17 protein-coding genes, 1 tRNA gene and 2 rRNA genes are annotated in these 17,864 nt (G+C 62.3%); 6 read left to right on the top strand and 14 right to left on the bottom strand.

Annotated features, from left to right (window positions below; genetic code table 11):
• Nucleotides 1–101: 101 nt before the first annotated feature.
• The 3 genes from nrdH to ykgO form a co-directional block, all read right to left on the bottom strand.
• Entirely contained in the window at nt 102–335 is a 234-nt protein-coding gene (nrdH, locus tag ACUY2Y_RS01500; protein WP_210575513.1) for a glutaredoxin-like protein NrdH, read from the bottom strand.
• Between the two features lie 460 nt (nt 336–795).
• Nucleotides 796–2,841, bottom strand: coding sequence for a vWA domain-containing protein (locus ACUY2Y_RS01495; protein WP_448324514.1), 2,046 nt, complete (start codon nt 2,839–2,841; stop codon nt 796–798).
• Nucleotides 2,842–3,037: 196 nt separating this feature from the next.
• Nucleotides 3,038–3,160 (bottom strand): type B 50S ribosomal protein L36, encoded by a 123-nt coding sequence (ykgO, locus tag ACUY2Y_RS01490; RefSeq protein WP_003852698.1) that lies wholly within the window; start codon nt 3,158–3,160, stop codon nt 3,038–3,040.
• A gap of 206 nt (nt 3,161–3,366) precedes the next feature.
• On the opposite strand from ykgO, the gene nadE reads away from it, so the two are divergent.
• Nucleotides 3,367–4,251 (top strand): ammonia-dependent NAD(+) synthetase, encoded by an 885-nt coding sequence (nadE, locus tag ACUY2Y_RS01485; protein WP_448324513.1) that lies wholly within the window; start codon nt 3,367–3,369, stop codon nt 4,249–4,251.
• 295 nt (nt 4,252–4,546) lie between these two features.
• Here nadE and ACUY2Y_RS01480 read toward each other — a convergent pair whose 3' ends face one another.
• Nucleotides 4,547–5,326 (bottom strand): fructosamine kinase family protein, encoded by a 780-nt coding sequence (locus ACUY2Y_RS01480; protein WP_448324512.1) that lies wholly within the window; start codon nt 5,324–5,326, stop codon nt 4,547–4,549.
• Nucleotides 5,319–5,798 (bottom strand): methylated-DNA--[protein]-cysteine S-methyltransferase, encoded by a 480-nt coding sequence (locus tag ACUY2Y_RS01475; protein WP_210575531.1) that lies wholly within the window; start codon nt 5,796–5,798, stop codon nt 5,319–5,321. The genes ACUY2Y_RS01480 and ACUY2Y_RS01475 overlap by 8 nt, the downstream gene beginning before the upstream one ends.
• 104 nt (nt 5,799–5,902) lie before the next feature.
• Here ACUY2Y_RS01475 and ACUY2Y_RS01470 point away from each other — a divergent pair, with 104 nt between their 5' ends.
• Nucleotides 5,903–6,655 carry a hypothetical protein gene (locus ACUY2Y_RS01470; RefSeq protein WP_448324511.1) on the top strand — a complete coding sequence of 251 codons (753 nt, stop codon included), beginning with the start codon at nt 5,903–5,905 and terminating at the stop codon, nt 6,653–6,655.
• Nucleotides 6,656–6,704: 49 nt separating this feature from the next.
• The gene (locus tag ACUY2Y_RS01465; RefSeq protein WP_448324510.1) at nt 6,705–7,370 is read left to right on the top strand and encodes a hypothetical protein; all 666 of its coding nucleotides are present in this window, start codon (nt 6,705–6,707) and stop codon (nt 7,368–7,370) included.
• Nucleotides 7,371–7,443: 73 nt separating this feature from the next.
• Here the strand turns inward: ACUY2Y_RS01465 and ACUY2Y_RS01460 are convergent, their stop codons facing one another.
• Nucleotides 7,444–8,040, bottom strand: a complete 597-nt coding sequence (locus ACUY2Y_RS01460; protein WP_296149617.1) for a TetR/AcrR family transcriptional regulator — start codon at nt 8,038–8,040, stop codon at nt 7,444–7,446.
• A 59-nt stretch (nt 8,041–8,099) separates the two neighbouring features.
• Here ACUY2Y_RS01460 and ACUY2Y_RS01455 point away from each other — a divergent pair, with 59 nt between their 5' ends.
• Nucleotides 8,100–9,179 carry a GNAT family N-acetyltransferase gene (locus tag ACUY2Y_RS01455; protein ID WP_448324509.1) on the top strand — a complete coding sequence of 360 codons (1,080 nt, stop codon included), beginning with the start codon at nt 8,100–8,102 and terminating at the stop codon, nt 9,177–9,179.
• Nucleotides 9,180–9,396: 217 nt separating this feature from the next.
• On the opposite strand, the gene ACUY2Y_RS01450 is transcribed toward ACUY2Y_RS01455, so the two are convergent.
• From ACUY2Y_RS01450 to pgm, 4 genes are all read right to left on the bottom strand, one after another.
• Nucleotides 9,397–9,469, bottom strand: a tRNA-Ala gene (locus tag ACUY2Y_RS01450).
• An 88-nt stretch (nt 9,470–9,557) separates the two neighbouring features.
• Nucleotides 9,558–10,331: a DsbA family protein gene (locus ACUY2Y_RS01445; protein ID WP_448324508.1), complete on the bottom strand. Its 774-nt coding sequence runs from the start codon at nt 10,329–10,331 to the stop codon at nt 9,558–9,560.
• A 48-nt stretch (nt 10,332–10,379) separates the two neighbouring features.
• Nucleotides 10,380–10,901 (bottom strand): MauE/DoxX family redox-associated membrane protein, encoded by a 522-nt coding sequence (locus ACUY2Y_RS01440; RefSeq protein WP_448324507.1) that lies wholly within the window; start codon nt 10,899–10,901, stop codon nt 10,380–10,382.
• A gap of 78 nt (nt 10,902–10,979) precedes the next feature.
• Nucleotides 10,980–12,638: a phosphoglucomutase (alpha-D-glucose-1,6-bisphosphate-dependent) gene (gene pgm, locus ACUY2Y_RS01435; RefSeq protein WP_448324506.1), complete on the bottom strand. Its 1,659-nt coding sequence runs from the start codon at nt 12,636–12,638 to the stop codon at nt 10,980–10,982.
• 155 nt (nt 12,639–12,793) lie between these two features.
• On the opposite strand from pgm, the gene ACUY2Y_RS01430 reads away from it, so the two are divergent.
• Both ACUY2Y_RS01430 and ACUY2Y_RS01425 read left to right on the top strand, forming a co-directional pair.
• Nucleotides 12,794–13,150 carry a CrcB family protein gene (locus ACUY2Y_RS01430; RefSeq protein ID WP_448324505.1) on the top strand — a complete coding sequence of 119 codons (357 nt, stop codon included), beginning with the start codon at nt 12,794–12,796 and terminating at the stop codon, nt 13,148–13,150.
• Nucleotides 13,147–13,599, top strand: a complete 453-nt coding sequence (locus tag ACUY2Y_RS01425; protein WP_210575550.1) for a fluoride efflux transporter FluC — start codon at nt 13,147–13,149, stop codon at nt 13,597–13,599. The genes ACUY2Y_RS01430 and ACUY2Y_RS01425 overlap by 4 nt, the downstream gene beginning before the upstream one ends.
• A 9-nt stretch (nt 13,600–13,608) precedes the next feature.
• Here ACUY2Y_RS01425 and ACUY2Y_RS01420 read toward each other — a convergent pair whose 3' ends face one another.
• The 4 genes from ACUY2Y_RS01420 to ACUY2Y_RS01405 all read right to left on the bottom strand — a co-directional run.
• Nucleotides 13,609–16,155, bottom strand: coding sequence for an ABC transporter permease (locus ACUY2Y_RS01420; RefSeq protein WP_448324504.1), 2,547 nt, complete (start codon nt 16,153–16,155; stop codon nt 13,609–13,611).
• An 11-nt stretch (nt 16,156–16,166) separates the two neighbouring features.
• Nucleotides 16,167–16,934, bottom strand: coding sequence for an ABC transporter ATP-binding protein (locus ACUY2Y_RS01415; RefSeq protein ID WP_448324503.1), 768 nt, complete (start codon nt 16,932–16,934; stop codon nt 16,167–16,169).
• Nucleotides 16,935–17,062: 128 nt separating this feature from the next.
• Nucleotides 17,063–17,180, bottom strand: a 5S ribosomal RNA gene (rrf, locus tag ACUY2Y_RS01410).
• Between the two features lie 163 nt (nt 17,181–17,343).
• Nucleotides 17,344–17,864 (bottom strand): 23S ribosomal RNA (locus tag ACUY2Y_RS01405); the annotation flags it as partial.

Raw genomic sequence — 17,864 nt, 5'->3', positions numbered from 1 at the left:
ACTTGAAAACAGCTGGTAGGAAGACGAAAAGAACGCGAAAACAGCTACAGCAAAACGTTCAGCCGCCAACAACGTGACGGCTTGAACTTCATGCGGGGCGACTACGCGACGCTCTCAGCGAGGGAACGGATGCGGTCCGGGCGGAAGCCCGACCAGTGCTCCCCGTCGACCTCAACGACCGGGGCCTGCAGGTAGCCCAGCGCCATGACATAGTCGCGCGCGGAGTCATCCATGGAGATATCCACGGTGTTGTACTGCAGACCAGCGCGGTCCAGGGCCTTCTTCGTAGCGTTGCACTGGACGCAAGCTGGCTTGGTGTAGAGGGTGATCGACATAGTTCTCAGGGCTCTTTTCTTCTCAGAGGATGTTCGGGGGCTAGTGAGACTTACCTGGCGGCCCCAGGGGTGCCGCTAGCGCTCGAATCAACTTAAGAGTGGTGCGGCATCGAGCGATGCGCCGCGCCCGCACCCCGTCGGGGGCGAACACCAAGAAACACTATACGTTGTGCCATATTCTGGCAACTAATACTACATATAGTAGTTACACGCGTGGTATTCGCAGGATAGACAAGGGAAATAACCTACATGTAGTTTCACCACAGGCGTTAACACACGAAAAACGGCTTACACGGGTGGAATTCTCTTCGAATTATTTTCATCCGCGCCCAAAATCACACCGAAACCGCGCCGACACACCACACTCTTCCACCACCCACCGACGCGAAGAGCCCCTCCCCGACCAGATCCATCAAAGACGGACCGGCAGGAAAGGGCTCTACCCTACGTCGCCCTGCGGCTACCTCCGACGCAACAGCGCAATGATGCCCGCCAATGCTGCAAGCAACACCACGATGCCGATACCCAGACCCAGCATCAGAATTCCCTTGGCACCAAGCCCGCCGTCATCCGACTCGTCCTGCGCCTGAGTGTCCGTGTCATCAGACTCCTCCTCGCCGCCGTCCTTCTTCTCGCCAGTATCCGGCGGAGTATCACTCGGCTCCGGACCGTTCTCATCGGTCGGACGCCACTTAGGACCATCAGTCTTCTCCCCAACCGCATCAAACGCAATCTCAAACGGCTGCTCAACGCCCATGACATCGTCTTCGTCGCCTTGTGGCATTCCGAGTCCCACGTAGTAGTAGCCTGCGTTCGCCTGCTCTGCACCCGTACTACCGGTTTCCCTGTTACGGAAGCTAATCACGTTTCCGGTCAATGTGTCTTCAGGGCGGGTCGAGTCAAACTTGATGCTTTGGCGAAACGGCGAATACAGCTCCGGAGACAGCCCCCGAGATTTCCCGTCCTGACCATCTATTGTCCGGTAACTGAATACCGGGCGCTGCCCGTATTCGACTGGGATCTTGTAGAAGCGGTACTCACCCGGAACAATCGCGTCCTTGTAAGCACCCGGCTTCACTTCCACCGCCTCAGAGAAACTCGAGCCTCCCTTGATGTCTTGGGGCCCGTCGAAGCTGAGCTCTGGACCTTTATCATCGACTTCCTGCGCATCTGGGTACTGAGAAACTTCTTCCTCGTCGGGAATCGGTTCGAAGTTGATCTCAACCTCAACGTCCACTTCTTCCTCACCGCGGCCAGATGCAGCGCTGGGGTTCTCATACGCGATTTGGTCAGGAATCGTCCAACGCTGGCTGCAGCCTCTGTGTTCGTCGACAGGAACGAACCGCCTGATCAGGGGTGACGGCATCCAGGCAGCGCTACCGCTCGTCTTTCCGTCAACGGATGTATTAACGCCGCCATAGGAGCCGTCGCACATTTCCACTTCGTTTTTGGGCTCAACTCGCTGGACAATGAATCCCGCATCGGAAGCTCGCCCCGACTTCGATCGCTTTGGAAGGACAGTCGTGGAAATGACCGCATTGTGTCCCTCGGGAATGGCGACCTTGTAGTAGCCGGTCTCGACTTTGTCGCCCGCGTTCTTTTTGAGCTTGGCATTCACTTTCGTGTGGTAACGGCCTTCGCCCAGCCACTTGGCGTCTTCCGGGGTATCCGAATACTCGAACTCCGTACCGGCCGTCTGGTAGGTCTCCGCATCACGCTGAGCCAAGAACTTCAACGACTCCGCCAATGAACCAGCATCATCAGCTTCCATGAACTCACCGCCACCGGCCTCAGCAACACACTCCAGCTCCTTGCGGGCTTCCTCATCAGTCTTAAACCCGACGGTGTGAATCGTCAGATCAAAACCATCACCCGCAAGCTCCTTGGCCACCTCACACACCGGCGGCGGCGCACACGTATCAATACCATCAGACACCAGGATGATCGTGCGCTCACCCGAATCACCAAGCTCCTTAGCGGCAGCCTTCAACGCATTACCCACCGGGGTATACCCCTTCGGCGACATCTCATCGATCTTCGAATTCAACTCATCCTTATCAAGCTTGCCCACCGGAACCAGAGTCTCAATATCCCGGCACCCCGCATCACGATTATCCGGCGCATTCGACTCACGCATACCGTAAGCAAGCAGACCAAGGTTGGCCTGCTCCGGCAGAGAATTCACCAAATCATGCGACGCCTTCTTCGCCGCATCCATACGCGTACCACCATCGACATCTTCCTCAGCCATCGACCACGAGGCATCCAACACCAACGCAGCCTTACTATCGACCGTCGCCTCATTCGAACCAGCAGACCCAGCCGACTCCGACGATGACGACGACTCAGTACTCGACTCCGCAGCCGACGATGACTCCGCCGAACTGGACTCACTGCCCCGCTGCGCCACCGCATCACCAGGTGCAACAAGCCCCCACACACCAAGCAACGCGGCAACAAACAACACCGAAACAAAACTCAACGAAAACTTGCGCGACGTATTCATGATCCTCAAAAACTCGGAAACAAGAGGGCAGGTGTCCAAGAAAATAACTTTCCCGAATGAACCTACGGTAAATCCTAAACACAGCCTGTGCCACGCATCACAGGAATTATTGAGGAGTTGAATGACTGACACATAGAGAACGCCCCCGTCGCGAGCATGATGCTCATTGCGACGGGGGCGTTGAAAGCCTTAGCGTTTAGCCCTGACGAGCCTTGAAACGCGGATCCTTCTTGTTGATCACGTAGACCTTACCGCGGCGGCGGACAACCTGAGCGCCCGGCTTGTTCTTCAGCGACCGAAGGGACTTACGGACCTTCATCGGGCGCTCCTTTCTACTCGTTAATGTTCCGAGTGGCCACCGCGACTCCACCTCAATACGAGCAGGTGGCGGCGGACAATCGTTTCTTTCCTCGGCGCACCGTGAAGCGGCGCTGCCGTGCAACGGGAGTCAATGCTACCTGACCGGCCCCGCAGCACCAAAACGGCCGAAACTCACGGTCATCTTTCCGCGCTACGATAGCGGACATGTCTCACGAGTCCGACTCCGCCTCCAACAGCTTGCCCGAGAACCCGTCCCACGACGCGATCGGTGCGACGCAACAAGAGATCATCGCTGCGCTCGGCGTGAAGCCGTTCATCGCGCCCGCCGGCGAGATCGCCCGGCGCGTCGACTTCCTCGTCGACTACTTGGAGAAGACCAGGACGAAGGGGTTCGTCCTCGGCATTTCGGGCGGCCAGGACTCGACGTTGGCGGGCAAGCTCGCGCAGCTCGCGGTGGAGAAGACCCGTGAGCAGGGGCGCGAGGCCACGTTCGTCGCGGTCCGTCTCCCCCACGGCGTCCAAGCGGACGAAGACGACGCGCAGCTCGCGCTCGATTTCATCCAGCCGGACCAGCGCGTCACCGTCAACATCGAGCCCGCAACGACGGCGCTCGCCGGAGAGATCGCGAGCAGCCTTAGCCAAGAGAAGCTCGGCGACTTCAACAAGGGCAACGTCAAAGCACGCATGCGCATGATCGCCCAGTACGCGATCGCGGGCGAACTCGGTTTGCTAGTCATCGGCACCGACCACGCGGCGGAGAACGTCACGGGCTTCTTCACCAAATTCGGTGATGGCGCAGCCGACCTCGTCCCGCTCGCCGGCCTGAACAAACGCCAGGGCGCGCAGCTTCTCGCCCACCTCGAGGCCGATAAGCGCCTCTACGAGAAGGTGCCCACCGCCGACCTCGAAGAGGACCGCCCGGCGCTTCCCGACGAGGAGGCGCTCGGCATCACCTACGCCGAGATCGACGACTACTTGGAGGGCACGCTTATCGACGCCTCCTCTGCCGCCCGCCTCGAGCACCTCTGGGCAGTCGGCCAGCACAAGCGCCACCTACCGCCCGGCCCGGCCGAGACCTGGTGGCTCTAGCGCGGAACTGGCAGTGGATACGAATTAGGGTTGCCGACCCATTAGCTCGTCCATCCAGGACTCGTCCTGCTCTTCCGCACGGAATTCTTCGGGCGTGATCCCGGTTCTCTCGATCGGCTCCCAATCGGCCGAGAAGGGCTTTCCGCACCCTGACACAACACCTTGCTCTATCAGCCGGTCTAATGCCCGCGTCCCCCGAGTCTGATCGTCTCCCATTCCGCCCACCCCTTGTTGGCTTCGATTCCGCAGTTTCTGTTTTCGACGTTAGCCACAGGAAATTTTCCCGTCAACGACGTTAGCCGACGACGCGCAGCGTCTCCTCCGCTGCACGAACCAGTGCAGATCCATAGCTGGGGCCGTGGGTGTAGGCATGGACGGCGAGCGGGTGGAGCTGGTGGATCGGGATGCGCCGCTCCCAGTCGCCGCCGGAAGCATCGCCGAGGGAGGAACCGGCGGCGAGGTAGCCGTCGATAAGCGAGCGGAGGTGCGGTGCACCGAAGAGCGCGAGCATCGCGATGTCCGTCAGCGGGTGACCGCCGTGGGCGGCCGGGTCGATGAACCGTGGGCCGGACGTCGAAAACAACAGGTTGCCTGTCCAGAGGTCGCCGTGAATGCGTGCGAGCGGGGCGTCCTCGTCCTCCGCGAGTAGCGCATCGCACGCACGCTGGACTGTGTCTAAGCCTGCCTCGTCCAGGTTGCCCCGCCTGTGGGCTTTCTCCGCGAACGGCAGGACGCGTTGCTGGGTATAGAACTCCGCCCAGCGTTTCGTCGGCGTGCATTCCTGTTGCGCGCGGCCGATGAAATTGGGGCCGTCCCAGCCATCGGCGGGCGCGCCGAACGCGTCCGCCCCCATCGCGTGAATGGCTGCGAGCTCGCGGCCGGCCTCCTTGGCGGCGTCGGCACTCGGGCGGGCGCTATCGACGCGCTCGATGGTCACCGTGTTGGCATCTTCGTCGAGGTCTACAACCTCCACTACCGCATCAGATCCCTCCCGCAACCAGCGCAGGTACGCCGCTTCCGCTGCTGCCGCGCCCGGCGCGCTGCCCTGCTTGATGAAGACGTCTGCCTTAGACATCGACACCTTCCAATTCGAGGAGGAAACGCTTCGTCTCGGAGCCGTCGCGGTAGCCGCCTAAGCCCCCGTCCGCGCGCAGGACGCGGTGGCACGGGACCAGCAGCGGCAGCGGGTTATTCGCACACGCCCCGCCGACCGCGCGCACGGCCTTCGGATTGCCGACCTTGCCGGCGAGCTCCCGGTACGTCGTGGTCTCCCCGTACGGCACGCGGGCGAGTTCGCGCAGGACACGTCCGCGAAAGTCGGTCGCGAAACGGTAATCCAACGGCACCGTGAACTCGCGGCGGCGTCCCGCGAAATACTCCTTCAACTGGTGTGCGGCGAGCGGGACCACAGCGTGCGCCCCGATTCGGTCGCGTTCGGCCTCGATCCCGTCGGACTCGAACAGCACCTTCGCAACCCCCGCCTGCGACACCACCAACCCGATCTGGCCGATCGGGGACTCGATCTGGTGGAACTGCAGCTCGTCCATGGCCCCCACGGTACTTAGCTTCCCGCTTACGCGCTGCTCATGCACGCTTCCTAATATGCACTCTTCCCAGCCATGTGTCGTATATCACTGTTACGGTGGCGGGTATGAGCACCCCCAAACGATTCTCCGCATTGACCGTCACCGCCATCACGGTCTTGTCAGTATCGGCTTGCAGCATCGAACTCAGTGCGGGCTCTACATCCGAGGAGGAGACCGCCACAGAAGCGCCGACCGACATCGAAACGACCTCCGAGACCAGCTCCACCGAGGAGACGACCTCGTCGAGCTCGTCGTCTTCGTCCTCGTCTTCTTCGTCTTCGTCCACCACTTCGTCCAGTAGCGGGGACGACGAGACTGAGGACTTCAACGAATACGACGGTGTCAGCACCCTCGATTTCTTCGCTGCTCTTGGCGAAGTCGAGGGAATGCACGCTACCGACAGGGAGAGCGACCCGGAGAAGCTCCGTACCTCCGCCAAGCTCTTCAACGAGGACGAGTCCTTGCGGGCGGACGTCTTCATCTTCATTCCGACTCCGGATGGCGAACCCGCCCCAGTGAAGTCCCACTCGGACGAAGGACTCAAAAACGCCTACGAATCTGCCCGTGACGTCTTCGAGGAAGAGGGCCACGACGTCGAAGAGACGGAGATCACGACGAAGAATCTGGAGTGGAAGTGCGTGGAAGCGCAGCAGTCCCAGGGCGACGGCGACATCGACCATGCTATTTGCGACGCGGCTTTCGCCGGCCGCGTCATCGACGTCCAGCGCATCATCCTGCACGATGACCGCGACCAGAAGGATAAGCAGTTGGACACGTTGCTCGAGAAAGTCGACGCTGCCCTAGATACTCTGAAATAGCCACCCACGCTCGCCGCCCCCATCCCACAACCAAGAATCGAGCAGTCCATTGAATGTGCGCACAACCCTGACCGGCATTTCGCTCAGTCTCGCCGCGGCTGCGCTCGTCGCGTGCGGAACATCTGAACCATCGACCATCGAGGGCACCAACCCGCCTATCGACGCCGCTGTCTGCAACGGCGACACCTCGTGCGAGTCCGACATGCGCGAACTGAGCCACAAGCTCGAGCCTTCCGACGACGCGAATGATGACGGAATCATCGACCAGGAAGAGCTGGACGCGGCGCGGAAGAGGCTGGACGAGGAGGAAGCAGCTGCGTCGGCAAGGGAGGCCGCTTCCGCGTCTTCGGCTGCCGCAGCTTCGTCGAGCCGCGCCGAGGCAGAGGCTTCTCAGTCCTCCGAAGCAGAAGCTGAGCGCTCCGAGTCTGAGCGCTCGGAAGCTGAGAGCAAGGAAGACACCGAGAGCGAACCTGCTCACGAACAAGAAGACCAGGAACCCGCCCCGGAGCCACAGGAAGACCAGTCAGAGCAGGCCCCGCAGGAGTCGCCGAAAAACCAAGGTCCGCCGCCACTCGAGTGGGCAACCTTAGGTCCGTACGACAGCCTGTCCGCCTGCGAAGACACCCGCGCCAAGTGGCCGGTCAACTCCCACCCCTGTTACACCGGCCCCGACGGAAAAGCCTACTTCGAAGGCCAGCGCCAAGCTTTGCAGTAAAGCTTGTAGAGGGAAGAGGCAGGGCCCACCGCCCCCAGGTATCCACAACAGTGCGCCGGTATAGAAAGGCCCCTCACGACAGGAGTGCCGTGATGCCGTCGGAGAGAATCTCGCGTGGGCTGATGTGGTGCGTCGCGTGGAGCCGCGCATAGGTAGGAGCTTGGTCAGGGTCAATGGCGACACGCTTCTCGTCAGATGCCACGGGGGAGGTCAGGGAGGCGCCGATCACCAGGTTGGATAATCGGTAGGCAGTTCCCAGCGGATCCGGGGTACCCGCTTGTTCGAGCAGGACGCACATCCGCTCGGAAAGGGCCAGGTACGCCGGGCCCCTGGGAGCGCGCATACCGATGACCTGACCGGCCCACCGGTGGGTCGTGAGGTGCGCGTAGAAGGCGTGCATCAGGGCAGGCAGGTCGGCGTGGCGGATCGACTCGGACATCACGGGATCGTCTGAAAGCGCTGTGTCGAGGGCGAGGTCGAACAGATCGTCGACGGATTCGACGCGGGAGTACAGGCTGGCTGGAGCGACACCCACCTGTTGCGCCACAGATCGCAGGGTGAGGGCCCTCAACCCGCCTTCGTCCAGCAGCCTTACCGATGCCCTCGCAACCTCGACGATGTCCACTGCGCGGAGGCGTTGCACAGGTTTGCGGTGTTCCCAGTAGCTCACCCCACCAACCTAACCAAACACGCTTCAGTTAGCTATCCAATCTATGTTAGGTTTACCGCATGCTGGATGCCACCACCCTCCCGATCACCTTTGAGAACACTCGCCTACGCCCCCTCTCTGAGCTGGACGCAGACGCGTATGCAGCCGGCACTAAGGATGAAGCGGTGCGGCGCTTCGGCCACCTGCCCGAGTCCGACTACACCCCCGAGTCCGTGCGACGGATGATCCGCGAAGAGGTCGCGGCGGGTATGTCGTCAGGCACGCTGGCAGTCCTCGCACTTGCCGACGCCGAGACGGACCGGTTCGTGGGCTCCTTGGTGCTCTTCGACGTCAGCTCCGAGGCTGCCGAGGTCGGGTTCTGGATTCATCCGGATGCGCGGGGAGCAGGGCACGCTCGTCGGGGCCTGGAGTTGGCATCGCGCTTCGCGCGCAACAGTGGACTGCGAACCTTGACGGCACGCACACTCCCGGAGAACAAGGCCTCCCAGCGATGCTTGACGGCCACAGGGTTCCATGAGGTCGAGCGATCCGTCGGGACCACACCCGCAGGACAGCACGAGGAGTTGATCCACTACCGGCGCGATCTCCAGCCCACCGCCCAGTGGCCGTTGGCGACAGAGCGGCTTCTGCTCCGTCCACATAACGCCGACGATGCCGAATGGCTTCACGAGCTGTACTCGCGACCCGATGTTGCCCGCTACCTGCTGGACGAGCCATGGACCGCGGAAGTCACCCGCGAAAAGCTCGCCGAGCGGCTAGCGAAGACTGACATCGATGGCGAGACTGGCGCGCTTGCGCTGGTCATCGAGCATGACGGCCTCCCGATCGGAGACATCGCGTTGTGGCTCACCGATCACGAGCACCGTCAATGCGAGATCGGGTGGGTTCTCGACCCGGCGCACGGTGGGCAAGGTTTCGCCAGCGAAGCCGTCCGAGCAGTACTCGCCCTCGGGTTTGACCACTACCGGCTCCACCGCATCACCGCGCAGATGGATGCCCGAAACAGCGCCTCGGCAGCACTGGCTCGTCGTGTCGGGCTCCGGCTCGAAGCACATCACGTCCAGGACTGGTTCAGCAAGGGCGAATGGACCGACACCCTCATCTTCGCGCGACTTGCCTCCGAGCACATGTGCCAATGATCGGGAGTCTGACTTTCATGCTCCCTGTACGCGGCTCCCAAATCTACCGCGCTCTGACGACGTAGGTGAGTCACTGTGGATCATCAACATGTACCCCCTGCCATGACTGGCCTACTGCTGGGCACCGGGACGCTCCGACACCGCCGAAGGCGAGTCACCGCAGAAACAAAACTGCCCCGCCATCAGGCGGGGCAAGTTTCGATTTTCTCATCTTACGTGGAGCTAACGGGATTCGAACCCGTGACCCCCACACTGCCAGTGTGGTGCGCTACCAACTGCGCCATAGCCCCGTTGCTTCAGCGGTGATTCCCGCGAAGCGACTTCGATAAATATACACCGGGCTGCGAGCGAGACCAAAATCGCTCGCAGCCAGCGGTTTTAGCTAGCGAGGAGATCGTCGATCCAATTATCGAGCGGATTGGATTCGACGTCCTTGTCGTCGACAAGCACGCGCGGGGAGGAAAGGTCGCCGGTCTTGTCGATGAGGTCCTTCTCGTTGGCCTCGCCGAGCTCCTTAGCCTGATCCATGTACTCACTGTTGCGAATTGCCTCGACCGCGCCCTTGGAGGCACCGACGCTCTTCGCCATGTCAGCAAGCTGATCCGGGGTGACACCAGCCAGGTTCTGCTGCTCCTCGAGCAGCGCCTTACGCAGGTTCCAGTACGGCTCGACCTCGCCCTTATCCGCGAGTGCCAGGGCCGCTGCAAGGGTGTTGGTGGAGTGACCGGCCTCGTACCTCTCACCGGTGCCGTCGAGGAAGACCATCGGGTGAATGTGAACCTTCAGCTCGCCGGCCTTGATCTTCTCCAGCATCTGCTCGTCGGTCTTCTTCGCCAGCTCGCTGCAGAAGTGGCAGGCGAAGTCCTCATAGAGGGAGGCTTCCTTCGCATCGTCGCTGTTCTCGCCGGACAGCGTGACGGTGTTGTCCGTGAGCTCCATGGTCACGCCGTCGACGGGCTCGACATTCTCGGCAATGCGGTCAGCGATCGCACCGCGGCCGTTGTACACGATCAGGCCGATCACCAGAGCGCCGACGAGCAGCAGCGCGAGGATCGCCCAAAGGAAGCCCTTGCCGCCGGAGGAATTCGGGTTGACCACCTTGGTGGATCCCTTAGCGGATTTCTTGGTGGTCGACTTAGAAGAGGAAGTCACAGTGCATCACCTTATGTATTCGAGGTCGAGCTGTTTCACCGGAAAAGCTTACGGGTACAGCGCGAATTTCTTAAACGGGCGGTAGATCATGAACAACGTCACGGCAATCAGGCCAATATCGCGGGCGATGGCCCACAACAGGTCGCCGCCGGTGCTGTTCGGGTCTGGCGCGAAGCAGCCGCAGTCGATCTGCAGCCCGCGGGCATACGCGGACGTGAGGCCGATGACAAAGAGAACGAGCACACCGAACGACACCCAACCAGTGGGACGAATTTTAATGCCCAGCAGCAGGATCAAACCGCCGGCGAGCTCGAGCGGGCCGATGAGGTTGGCCAGCAGGCTGGACCAGTACGGCGTGAAAATCTCGTACGCTTCAATGCTTTGTGTCACGACGAAGTGCTTGCCCAGCTTCGTGGTGCCAGAGACAATCCACATCGCGGCAAGCCCGAAGCGCGCGAGCGCGGAGAGCACGTCAAGCACGCGTTCGCTTGACGACGTCTCCCCTGCCCCCGGCTCCCCGTCTTCCCGGGTGTCAGCCTCTGTCACCTGCACATCATGTTTAATTGCCACCTCAACGACCTTAGTCGATGGGCGAAGCGCCGAGAAGCTTCTCGCTGTGAGGTTCCCGTCACCTCCCTGTGCCGGGGACTACTCCCCGAGCACGGCGCTGACGACGTCTTGAGCTTCCTGCTGCACCTGTTTCAGGTGCTCTTCGCCCTTGAATGATTCGGCGTAGATCTTGTATTTATCCTCCGTACCGGACGGGCGCGCAGCGAACCATGCGTTGTCGGTGGTGACCTTCAGGCCGCCGATCGCGGCGCCGTTGCCGGGTGCTTCGGTGAGCTTGGCGGTGATCTCGTCGCCGGCGAGCGTGGTTGCCGTGACCTGGTCCGGGGAGAGCTTCTTCAAGATGGCCTTCTGCTCACGGTTCGCCTCCGCGTCGGTGCGGGCGTAGACCGGAGCGCCGAACTTCTCTTCCAGTTCCGCATAGCGCTGCGACGGCGTCTTCCCCGTCACCGCGGTGATCTCAGCGGCGAGCAGATCCATGATCAAGCCGTCCTTGTCGGTCGACCAGACGGTGCCGTCTTTCCGCAGGAAGGATGCACCGGCGGATTCTTCGCCGCCGAAGCCGACCGAGCCGTCGATAAGCCCGGGCACGAACCACTTGAAGCCGACAGGCACCTCGACGAGCTTCTTGTCCAGCGATGCCACCACGCGGTCGATCATCGAGGATGACACGAGGGTCTTGCCCACGGCGGTGTCGGCGCCCCAGCCGTCGCGGTGGCTGAACAGGTACTCGATGGCCACGGCGAGGTAGTGGTTGGGATTCATCAGGCCTGCATCCGGGGTGACGATGCCGTGGCGGTCCGCGTCCGCGTCATTGCCCGTCGCGATGTCGTATTTCTCGCGGTTCGCGACCAAGCTCGCCATGGAATTCGGCGAGGAGCAGTCCATGCGGATCTTGCCGTCGGTGTCCAGTGTCATGAACCGCCACGTCGCATCCACAGCCGGATTGACCACCGTCAGATCGAGCTTGTGCGCCTCGGCGATCGCTCCCCAGTAGTCGACGCTGGCGCCGCCCATCGGGTCCGCACCAATACGCACGCCAGCTTCCCGAATCGCGTCGATGTCCACGACATTCGGCAAGTCAGCAACATAGTTGTCCATGAACGGATACTTGCCGGCGCGCTCGTCGAGGACGCCTGTCACCGGTGTGCGCTGCACGCCCTCCAACCCATCGGCCAGGTAGTTATTGGCGCGCCCCGCGATCCAGTCCGTGGCATCCGTGTCCGCCGGCCCGCCCGACGGCGGGTTGTATTTGAAACCGCCGTCGCGCGGCGGGTTATGGGACGGGGTGATCACGATGCCGTCGGCACGCTTCGGGTCGGTGCCGGTCACGCCGCCAGCCAGCTTCGCATTGTGCGCCAGGATCGCATGCGAGACGGCGGGGGTGGGGGTGTAGCGCCCCGCGGCGTCGACAAGCACTGCGATGTCGTTCGCGATGAGGACCTCAAGCGCGGAGACCATCGCCGGCTCGGACAAAGCGTGCGTGTCGCGGCCGATGTAGACCGGCCCGCCAATCGAATTCTCGCGGCGGTAATCCACGATCGCCTGCGTCGTCGCCCAAATGTGCTGCTGGTTGAACGCGTTGTCCAAGCTCGACCCGCGGTGCCCCGACGTGCCGAAAGACACCTGCTGGTCCGGGTTCGCCGCGTCGATGTCGCGCGTGTAGTAGGCGGTGACCACCTCCGCGATATCGATCAAATCCTCGGGGCGTGCTGGCTGGCCTGCTCGCTCATGTGCCATGGCGTGAAAGCTCCTTTTTCGGTGTGCGTGCTTGTCAATCGTCGGGGGTCACTATCCATCTTCCCCTGACTTTCACGCGCCCGCCATCTATGCGCCCCCTGCGTGCGGCGCTCCCCCATTCCGCGTGCGCACACACCGTGGGCTACCGTGAAAGCGTGGTGAACACGGCATTCAAGGAAGCTCTCGCGATCGGTTTCGGCGCGTCTTTCGGTGCGCTCGCACGCTTCGCGTTCACCCCGCTGATCGCGCCGGAGCCGCCGTCCGAGATCGTCATCATCTTCGTCATCAACGCGATCGGCTGCTTTCTCATGGGCTTCTTCGACCCGGGCCCGTTCTGGGGCCGCGGCATGATCGGCGGCTTCACCACGTTTTCCGCCGTGTCATTTTTGGCCATGCAGTCCAGCGCGTTCATCGCGTTCATATACATGGTGAGCACCATGCTCGTCGCGCTCGCAGCATGGGAACTCGGCGACGCTTTACGACGCCGCCGCTCCCCCGAGGTCGCCCCATGACCCAGTTGAATCCCCGCACCCCGCAGTACCAGGGCCCCGAAGGCGTTGTCGGCAGCCACTTACTGGAAGCGTTGAGCAGCGGCGAAGGCCTGAAAACAATCGCCCTGCTTTTCATTCTCGTCGGATTCGGCGCATTCCTCGGCGGCATGGCCCGCTCGGCACTCAGCACACTGCTGCCCGGCAGGCCCGGCACCTTCGCCGCGAATGTGGTGGGCTCCGCCGTCGTCGGTTTCTCCGCCGCCCTGCCTGTGCTGTGGCCCGCGTTCCTCGGCGCCGGATTCGCCGGTGCCGTGTCTACGCTGTCGACGATGGCAAAGGAGCTGGGCGCGCTCGTGCGTCAGAAGCAGTGGTGGACGCTCGCCCGCTATGTTCTGCTCACCTGCACCGTCGGCATCGTCGCCGCATGGTTCGGGCTCAAATACGGGTTGCGTATCATCTCCGCGCTCTGACCCCCGCGCTTATTCCGCGATCGCGTCGAGCGGCGGGGTTTTCGCCGCGCGCTGCGCCGGCCACAATGCCGCGACGATTCCGACGAGCACCGAACCTGCGAGCATCCCGCCGATCAGCGTCCACGGGTAGGCGATATTCTCCAGACCTTGGTCAGCCAGCACCGTGAGGAAAGCCCACCCGAGCAACAGACCCGCGCCCACGCCCAACAGGGCACCGAACACAGCGATCTGGACCGACTCCAGGATGATCATGGTGCGCACCTGCCCGCGCTGCGTACCCACCGCGCGGAGCATGCCGATCTCCTGACGGCGCTCAATCACCGACAGAGTCAGCGTGTTGATGATGCCGAGAACCGCGATCACCACCGCCAACGACAGCAGCGCGTAGAGGATATACAGCATCTGGTTGATCATCTGCTGCGCCTCTCCACCGAGGTCCTCCGGGGAGCGGACCTGCACCACGATGTCGTCGTGCACCGCCGCCTCGAGGTTGGCGCGCAGATCGTCCTCGCTGACAGAACCGTCGTTATTCACGCCGACCATGAGCACCTTGAAGCTCTCCGGCGGCATGAGCTGTTCCACCGTCTTTTGAGACAGCACCCACGACGAGAAGATATTCGAGTCCTCGAACAGACCCGTCACCGTGGCTTCCGCCTCGGGCGCACTCTCCCACCCAGGCGCGGCGATGGTCACCGTGTCTCCGAGCGCCACGCCTTTTTCTTGGGCGAGGGAGGCGGGGAGGAGAACGCCGCCGTCGATAAGCGAAGAGCTGCCCTCCGTCATGTTGAGCGTGACGAGCTCGCCCGGGTCCCCCGCGATCACATCTGTGGCTCCCACCGGACCGAATTGGTTGCCGAACTCGCCGTTCACCGTCACTCGCGCCTGCGTGTACGAGACGATCTCTCCAGCTCCATCCACATCCTTCACGCGCTGCGGCAGGTCGTTCGGGATGGGGAACGAGCCCAGCTGCGGGCCGATGAGCACCATGTCCGCGTCGACGTCGTTCTCCAGCACATCGTCGACGGAACGCTCCATCGTCGCGCCCAGCATGCCGATGACGGTCACCAACGCGATACCGAGCATGAGCGCGAACGCCGTCGCCGATGCGCGGCGCGGATTGCGCTTCGAATTCGTCGCCGCCAGCGAACCGACAGAACCGAACGGCGCACCGATAATCCGGCCTAGCACCGGCACCACCGGCAACGACAATGCCGGCCCGGCGAGGAAAAGACCGACGACGATCAGCACCGCTGCAGCGCCAACCAACGCCGCGCGGCGTCCCGTCGAACCGTCGTCCCACATCACGCCCCAGACGAGCAGAGCTCCGCCCGCAGCGAGAAGCAACGTGCCGAATACCGTCCGCGCAACAAGCGGCTGCGGAGCCGCCGACTCGCTCGACCGCATCGCCTCGACCGGCTCAACGCGGCCAGCACGACGAGCAGGAGCCCACGCCGACAGCACCGTCACCAGCGCGCCGACGACGATCGGCACCGCTACCGCGCTCACGGACAGGCCCGATCCGGCGCCGGGCAGACCCATCCCCTTGGCGTCCATCACCGCGCGGATCACCGCCACCAAACCGGCGCCAGCCACGACACCCAGCGCTGATCCGAGCAGACCGATGAGCAAAGACTCCACAACGACGGAACGAGTGATCTGTCCCTTCGACGCGCCGAGCGCCCGCAGCAGAGCGAATTCCTTCGTCCGCTGCGCCACGATCATCGAGAAAGTGTTGGCGATCAAGAACGTGCCCACCAACAGGCCCACGAGACCGAAAGCAGTCAGGAAATAGCTGACGAAGCTCAAGCCTTGACGGATCTGCTTGGAGAGGTCGTCGGCAAGCACGGAGCCCTCTTTGACCGTGAGGTCGCTGTGTTCCTGCGCGATACGTTCCTTCAGCTGCGCCGGATCGGTGCCCTCCGCCGCCTTGAGCGTGAGACCCGGAACATACCGGCCGTTGGTATAAAACTCCACGAACGCGCTCTCCGGCACCTTCACCATCAGCGAAGCTGCCCGGTCGAGCTCATCGGTGTACAGACCCGTCACCGTCATCTCGTGGCGGCCTTCAGCGTCCACGACGATGATTGTGTCGCCCACCGCGATGCCGTAATTCTCCGCGCCCGCCGCATTCAGCAGCGCCTCGCCCGGCTTCGTTGGACCGTTGCCCTCAGTGATATCGAAAGGCGGGCCCACGACAGCGTCGTCCGGGTAGTACAGGCCCACGCGCGATTCGCCGCCGCCAGTCTGGATCGCATTCGCTTCAGCGTCGGCGACGACCACCGGCTCGGATCCGTCGACCGCAACCCGCGCAACCTGCGGGTCCGCCGCGAGCGACTCCCGCACCTCCTCGGGAACGACCGACTTGCCTTCCGCTGGCTTCACCGCCACGTCGACATCGTCGTACATGCTCGACACAGCCGAATCGAAAGTGCGCTCGAGCATATTCGTGAACATCAGCGAGCCCGAAATGAACGCCGTGCCCAGCACGACAGCGAGCACCGTGAGCGCGAGTCGCAGCTTGTGGGCGCCGATGTTGCGCACCGACACCTTCGTCATCGCGCCCGCCATCAGCCCTCGATTCCGTTCATCGTGGACAGGATCGATTCCATCGTGGGTGCGCGGAGTTCGTCGACGATATTGCCGTCCGCAAGGAACACGACGCGATCCGCGTACGACGCCGCACGCGCATCGTGGGTCACGATCACGACGGTCTGCTCGTCGCCGTCGACCGCCGCGCGCAGAATCTCCAGGACCTCGCGCGAAGAATTGGAGTCGAGGTTGCCCGTCGGCTCGTCCCCGAAGATGATTTCAGGGCGGCTCACCAGGGCACGCGCGCACGCCACGCGCTGCTGCTGCCCGCCGGACAGCTCGCTCGGACGGTGGCTCAAACGCTTCGCCAGGCCGAGACGCTCGGTGATCTCGTCGTACCACGCGTCGTCGACCTTCCGCCCCGCAATATCAGCCGGCAGCGTGATATTCTCCGCCGCCGTCAGCGTGGGCACCAGGTTGAAGGACTGGAAAATGAAGCCCAGACGGTCGCGGCGCAGAGCAGTCAGCTCCTTCTCGCTCAACGTCGACAGCTCCGTCCCGCCGATCTCCACGGAGCCGGCGTCGAAAGAATCCAGGCCCGCCATCGTGTGCATCAGCGTCGATTTGCCGGAACCACTCGGCCCCATGATCGCCGTGAACTCATTGCGCGCGAACTCCACGCTCACGCCATCCAGCGCGGTGACCTTCGTATCGCCTGCGCCATACGACTTCACCAAACTCACGGCGCGAGCAGCAGGAGCATTTCGCTTATCGACGACACCCTCCCCCACCGAATGCTTCCCCATCTCCACACTCTCCTTGTCCGACGCAGGTTTATTGCAACCCGGATTAGTTTACGGAATATATCCGGGCATAGCGAAAGACCCCTAAGGATCGTCATTGTCCTTAGGGATCCTGCTTGAATTAAGTTTTTGGTCGGCGGTAACTTACTCTCCCACACCCTCCCGAGTGCAGTACCATCAGCGCGGGTGGGCTTAGCTTCCGGGTTCGGAATGGGACCGGGCGTTTCCCCACCGCTATCAACCACCGACACACCTGTGGGGGTTTGTCGTCATGGTCGCAACACTGGTTGGTGTGTTGCGGTGTATGTAGTTATCTGTGGGCCACCACTGGTGTGGTGTGTCAGATACTGCATAGTGGACGCGGCAGTTGTTGTTTGCTGCATTGTTGTGTTTCGGTTGTTGTTGGAAACATGTGGTTTGTTGGTTGGTGTATTAGTACCAGTCACCTTCGCACATTGCGGTGCGTCCAGATCTGGCCTATCAACCCAGTAGTCTGCTGGGAACCTATGAAACCTCATCTTGAAACAGGCTTCCCGCTTAGATGCTTTCAGCGGTTATCCCTTCCGTACGTAGCCAACCAGCGGTGCTCCTGGCGGAACAACTGGCACACCAGAGGTACGTCCGTCCCGGTCCTCTCGTACTGGGGACAGCCTTTCTCAAGTTTCTGCGCGCGCGGCGGATAGAGACCGAACTGTCTCACGACGTTCTGAACCCAGCTCGCGTGCCGCTTTAATGGGCGAACAGCCCAACCCTTGGGACCTACTCCAGCCCCAGGATGCGACGAGCCGACATCGAGGTGCCAAACCATCCCGTCGATATGGACTCTTGGGGAAGATCAGCCTGTTATCCCCGGGGTACCTTTTATCCGTTGAGCGACACCACATCCACAAGTAGGTGCCGGATCACTAGTCCCGACTTTCGTCCCTGCTCGAC

Source organism: Corynebacterium sp. 20-84 (assembly GCF_053479455.1).
This window is presented reverse-complemented; position numbering and strand designations above follow the sequence as displayed.

Excerpts from the sequence above, each read along its gene's own strand:
- nrdH (WP_210575513.1), bottom strand. The coding sequence starts at position 335 with ATGTCGATCACCCTCTACACCAAGCCAGCTTGCGTCCAGTGCAACGCT.
- ACUY2Y_RS01495 (WP_448324514.1), bottom strand. The coding sequence starts at position 2,841 with ATGAATACGTCGCGCAAGTTTTCGTTGAGTTTTGTTTCGGTGTTGTTT.
- ykgO (WP_003852698.1), bottom strand. The coding sequence starts at position 3,160 with ATGAAGGTCCGTAAGTCCCTTCGGTCGCTGAAGAACAAGCCGGGCGCT.
- nadE (WP_448324513.1), top strand. The coding sequence starts at position 3,367 with ATGTCTCACGAGTCCGACTCCGCCTCCAACAGCTTGCCCGAGAACCCG.
- ACUY2Y_RS01480 (WP_448324512.1), bottom strand. The coding sequence starts at position 5,326 with ATGTCTAAGGCAGACGTCTTCATCAAGCAGGGCAGCGCGCCGGGCGCG.
- ACUY2Y_RS01475 (WP_210575531.1), bottom strand. The coding sequence starts at position 5,798 with ATGGACGAGCTGCAGTTCCACCAGATCGAGTCCCCGATCGGCCAGATC.
- ACUY2Y_RS01470 (WP_448324511.1), top strand. The coding sequence starts at position 5,903 with ATGAGCACCCCCAAACGATTCTCCGCATTGACCGTCACCGCCATCACG.
- ACUY2Y_RS01455 (WP_448324509.1), top strand. The coding sequence starts at position 8,100 with ATGCTGGATGCCACCACCCTCCCGATCACCTTTGAGAACACTCGCCTA.
- pgm (WP_448324506.1), bottom strand. The coding sequence starts at position 12,638 with ATGGCACATGAGCGAGCAGGCCAGCCAGCACGCCCCGAGGATTTGATC.
- ACUY2Y_RS01425 (WP_210575550.1), top strand. The coding sequence starts at position 13,147 with ATGACCCAGTTGAATCCCCGCACCCCGCAGTACCAGGGCCCCGAAGGC.
- ACUY2Y_RS01420 (WP_448324504.1), bottom strand. The coding sequence starts at position 16,155 with ATGACGAAGGTGTCGGTGCGCAACATCGGCGCCCACAAGCTGCGACTC.
- ACUY2Y_RS01415 (WP_448324503.1), bottom strand. The coding sequence starts at position 16,934 with ATGGGGAAGCATTCGGTGGGGGAGGGTGTCGTCGATAAGCGAAATGCT.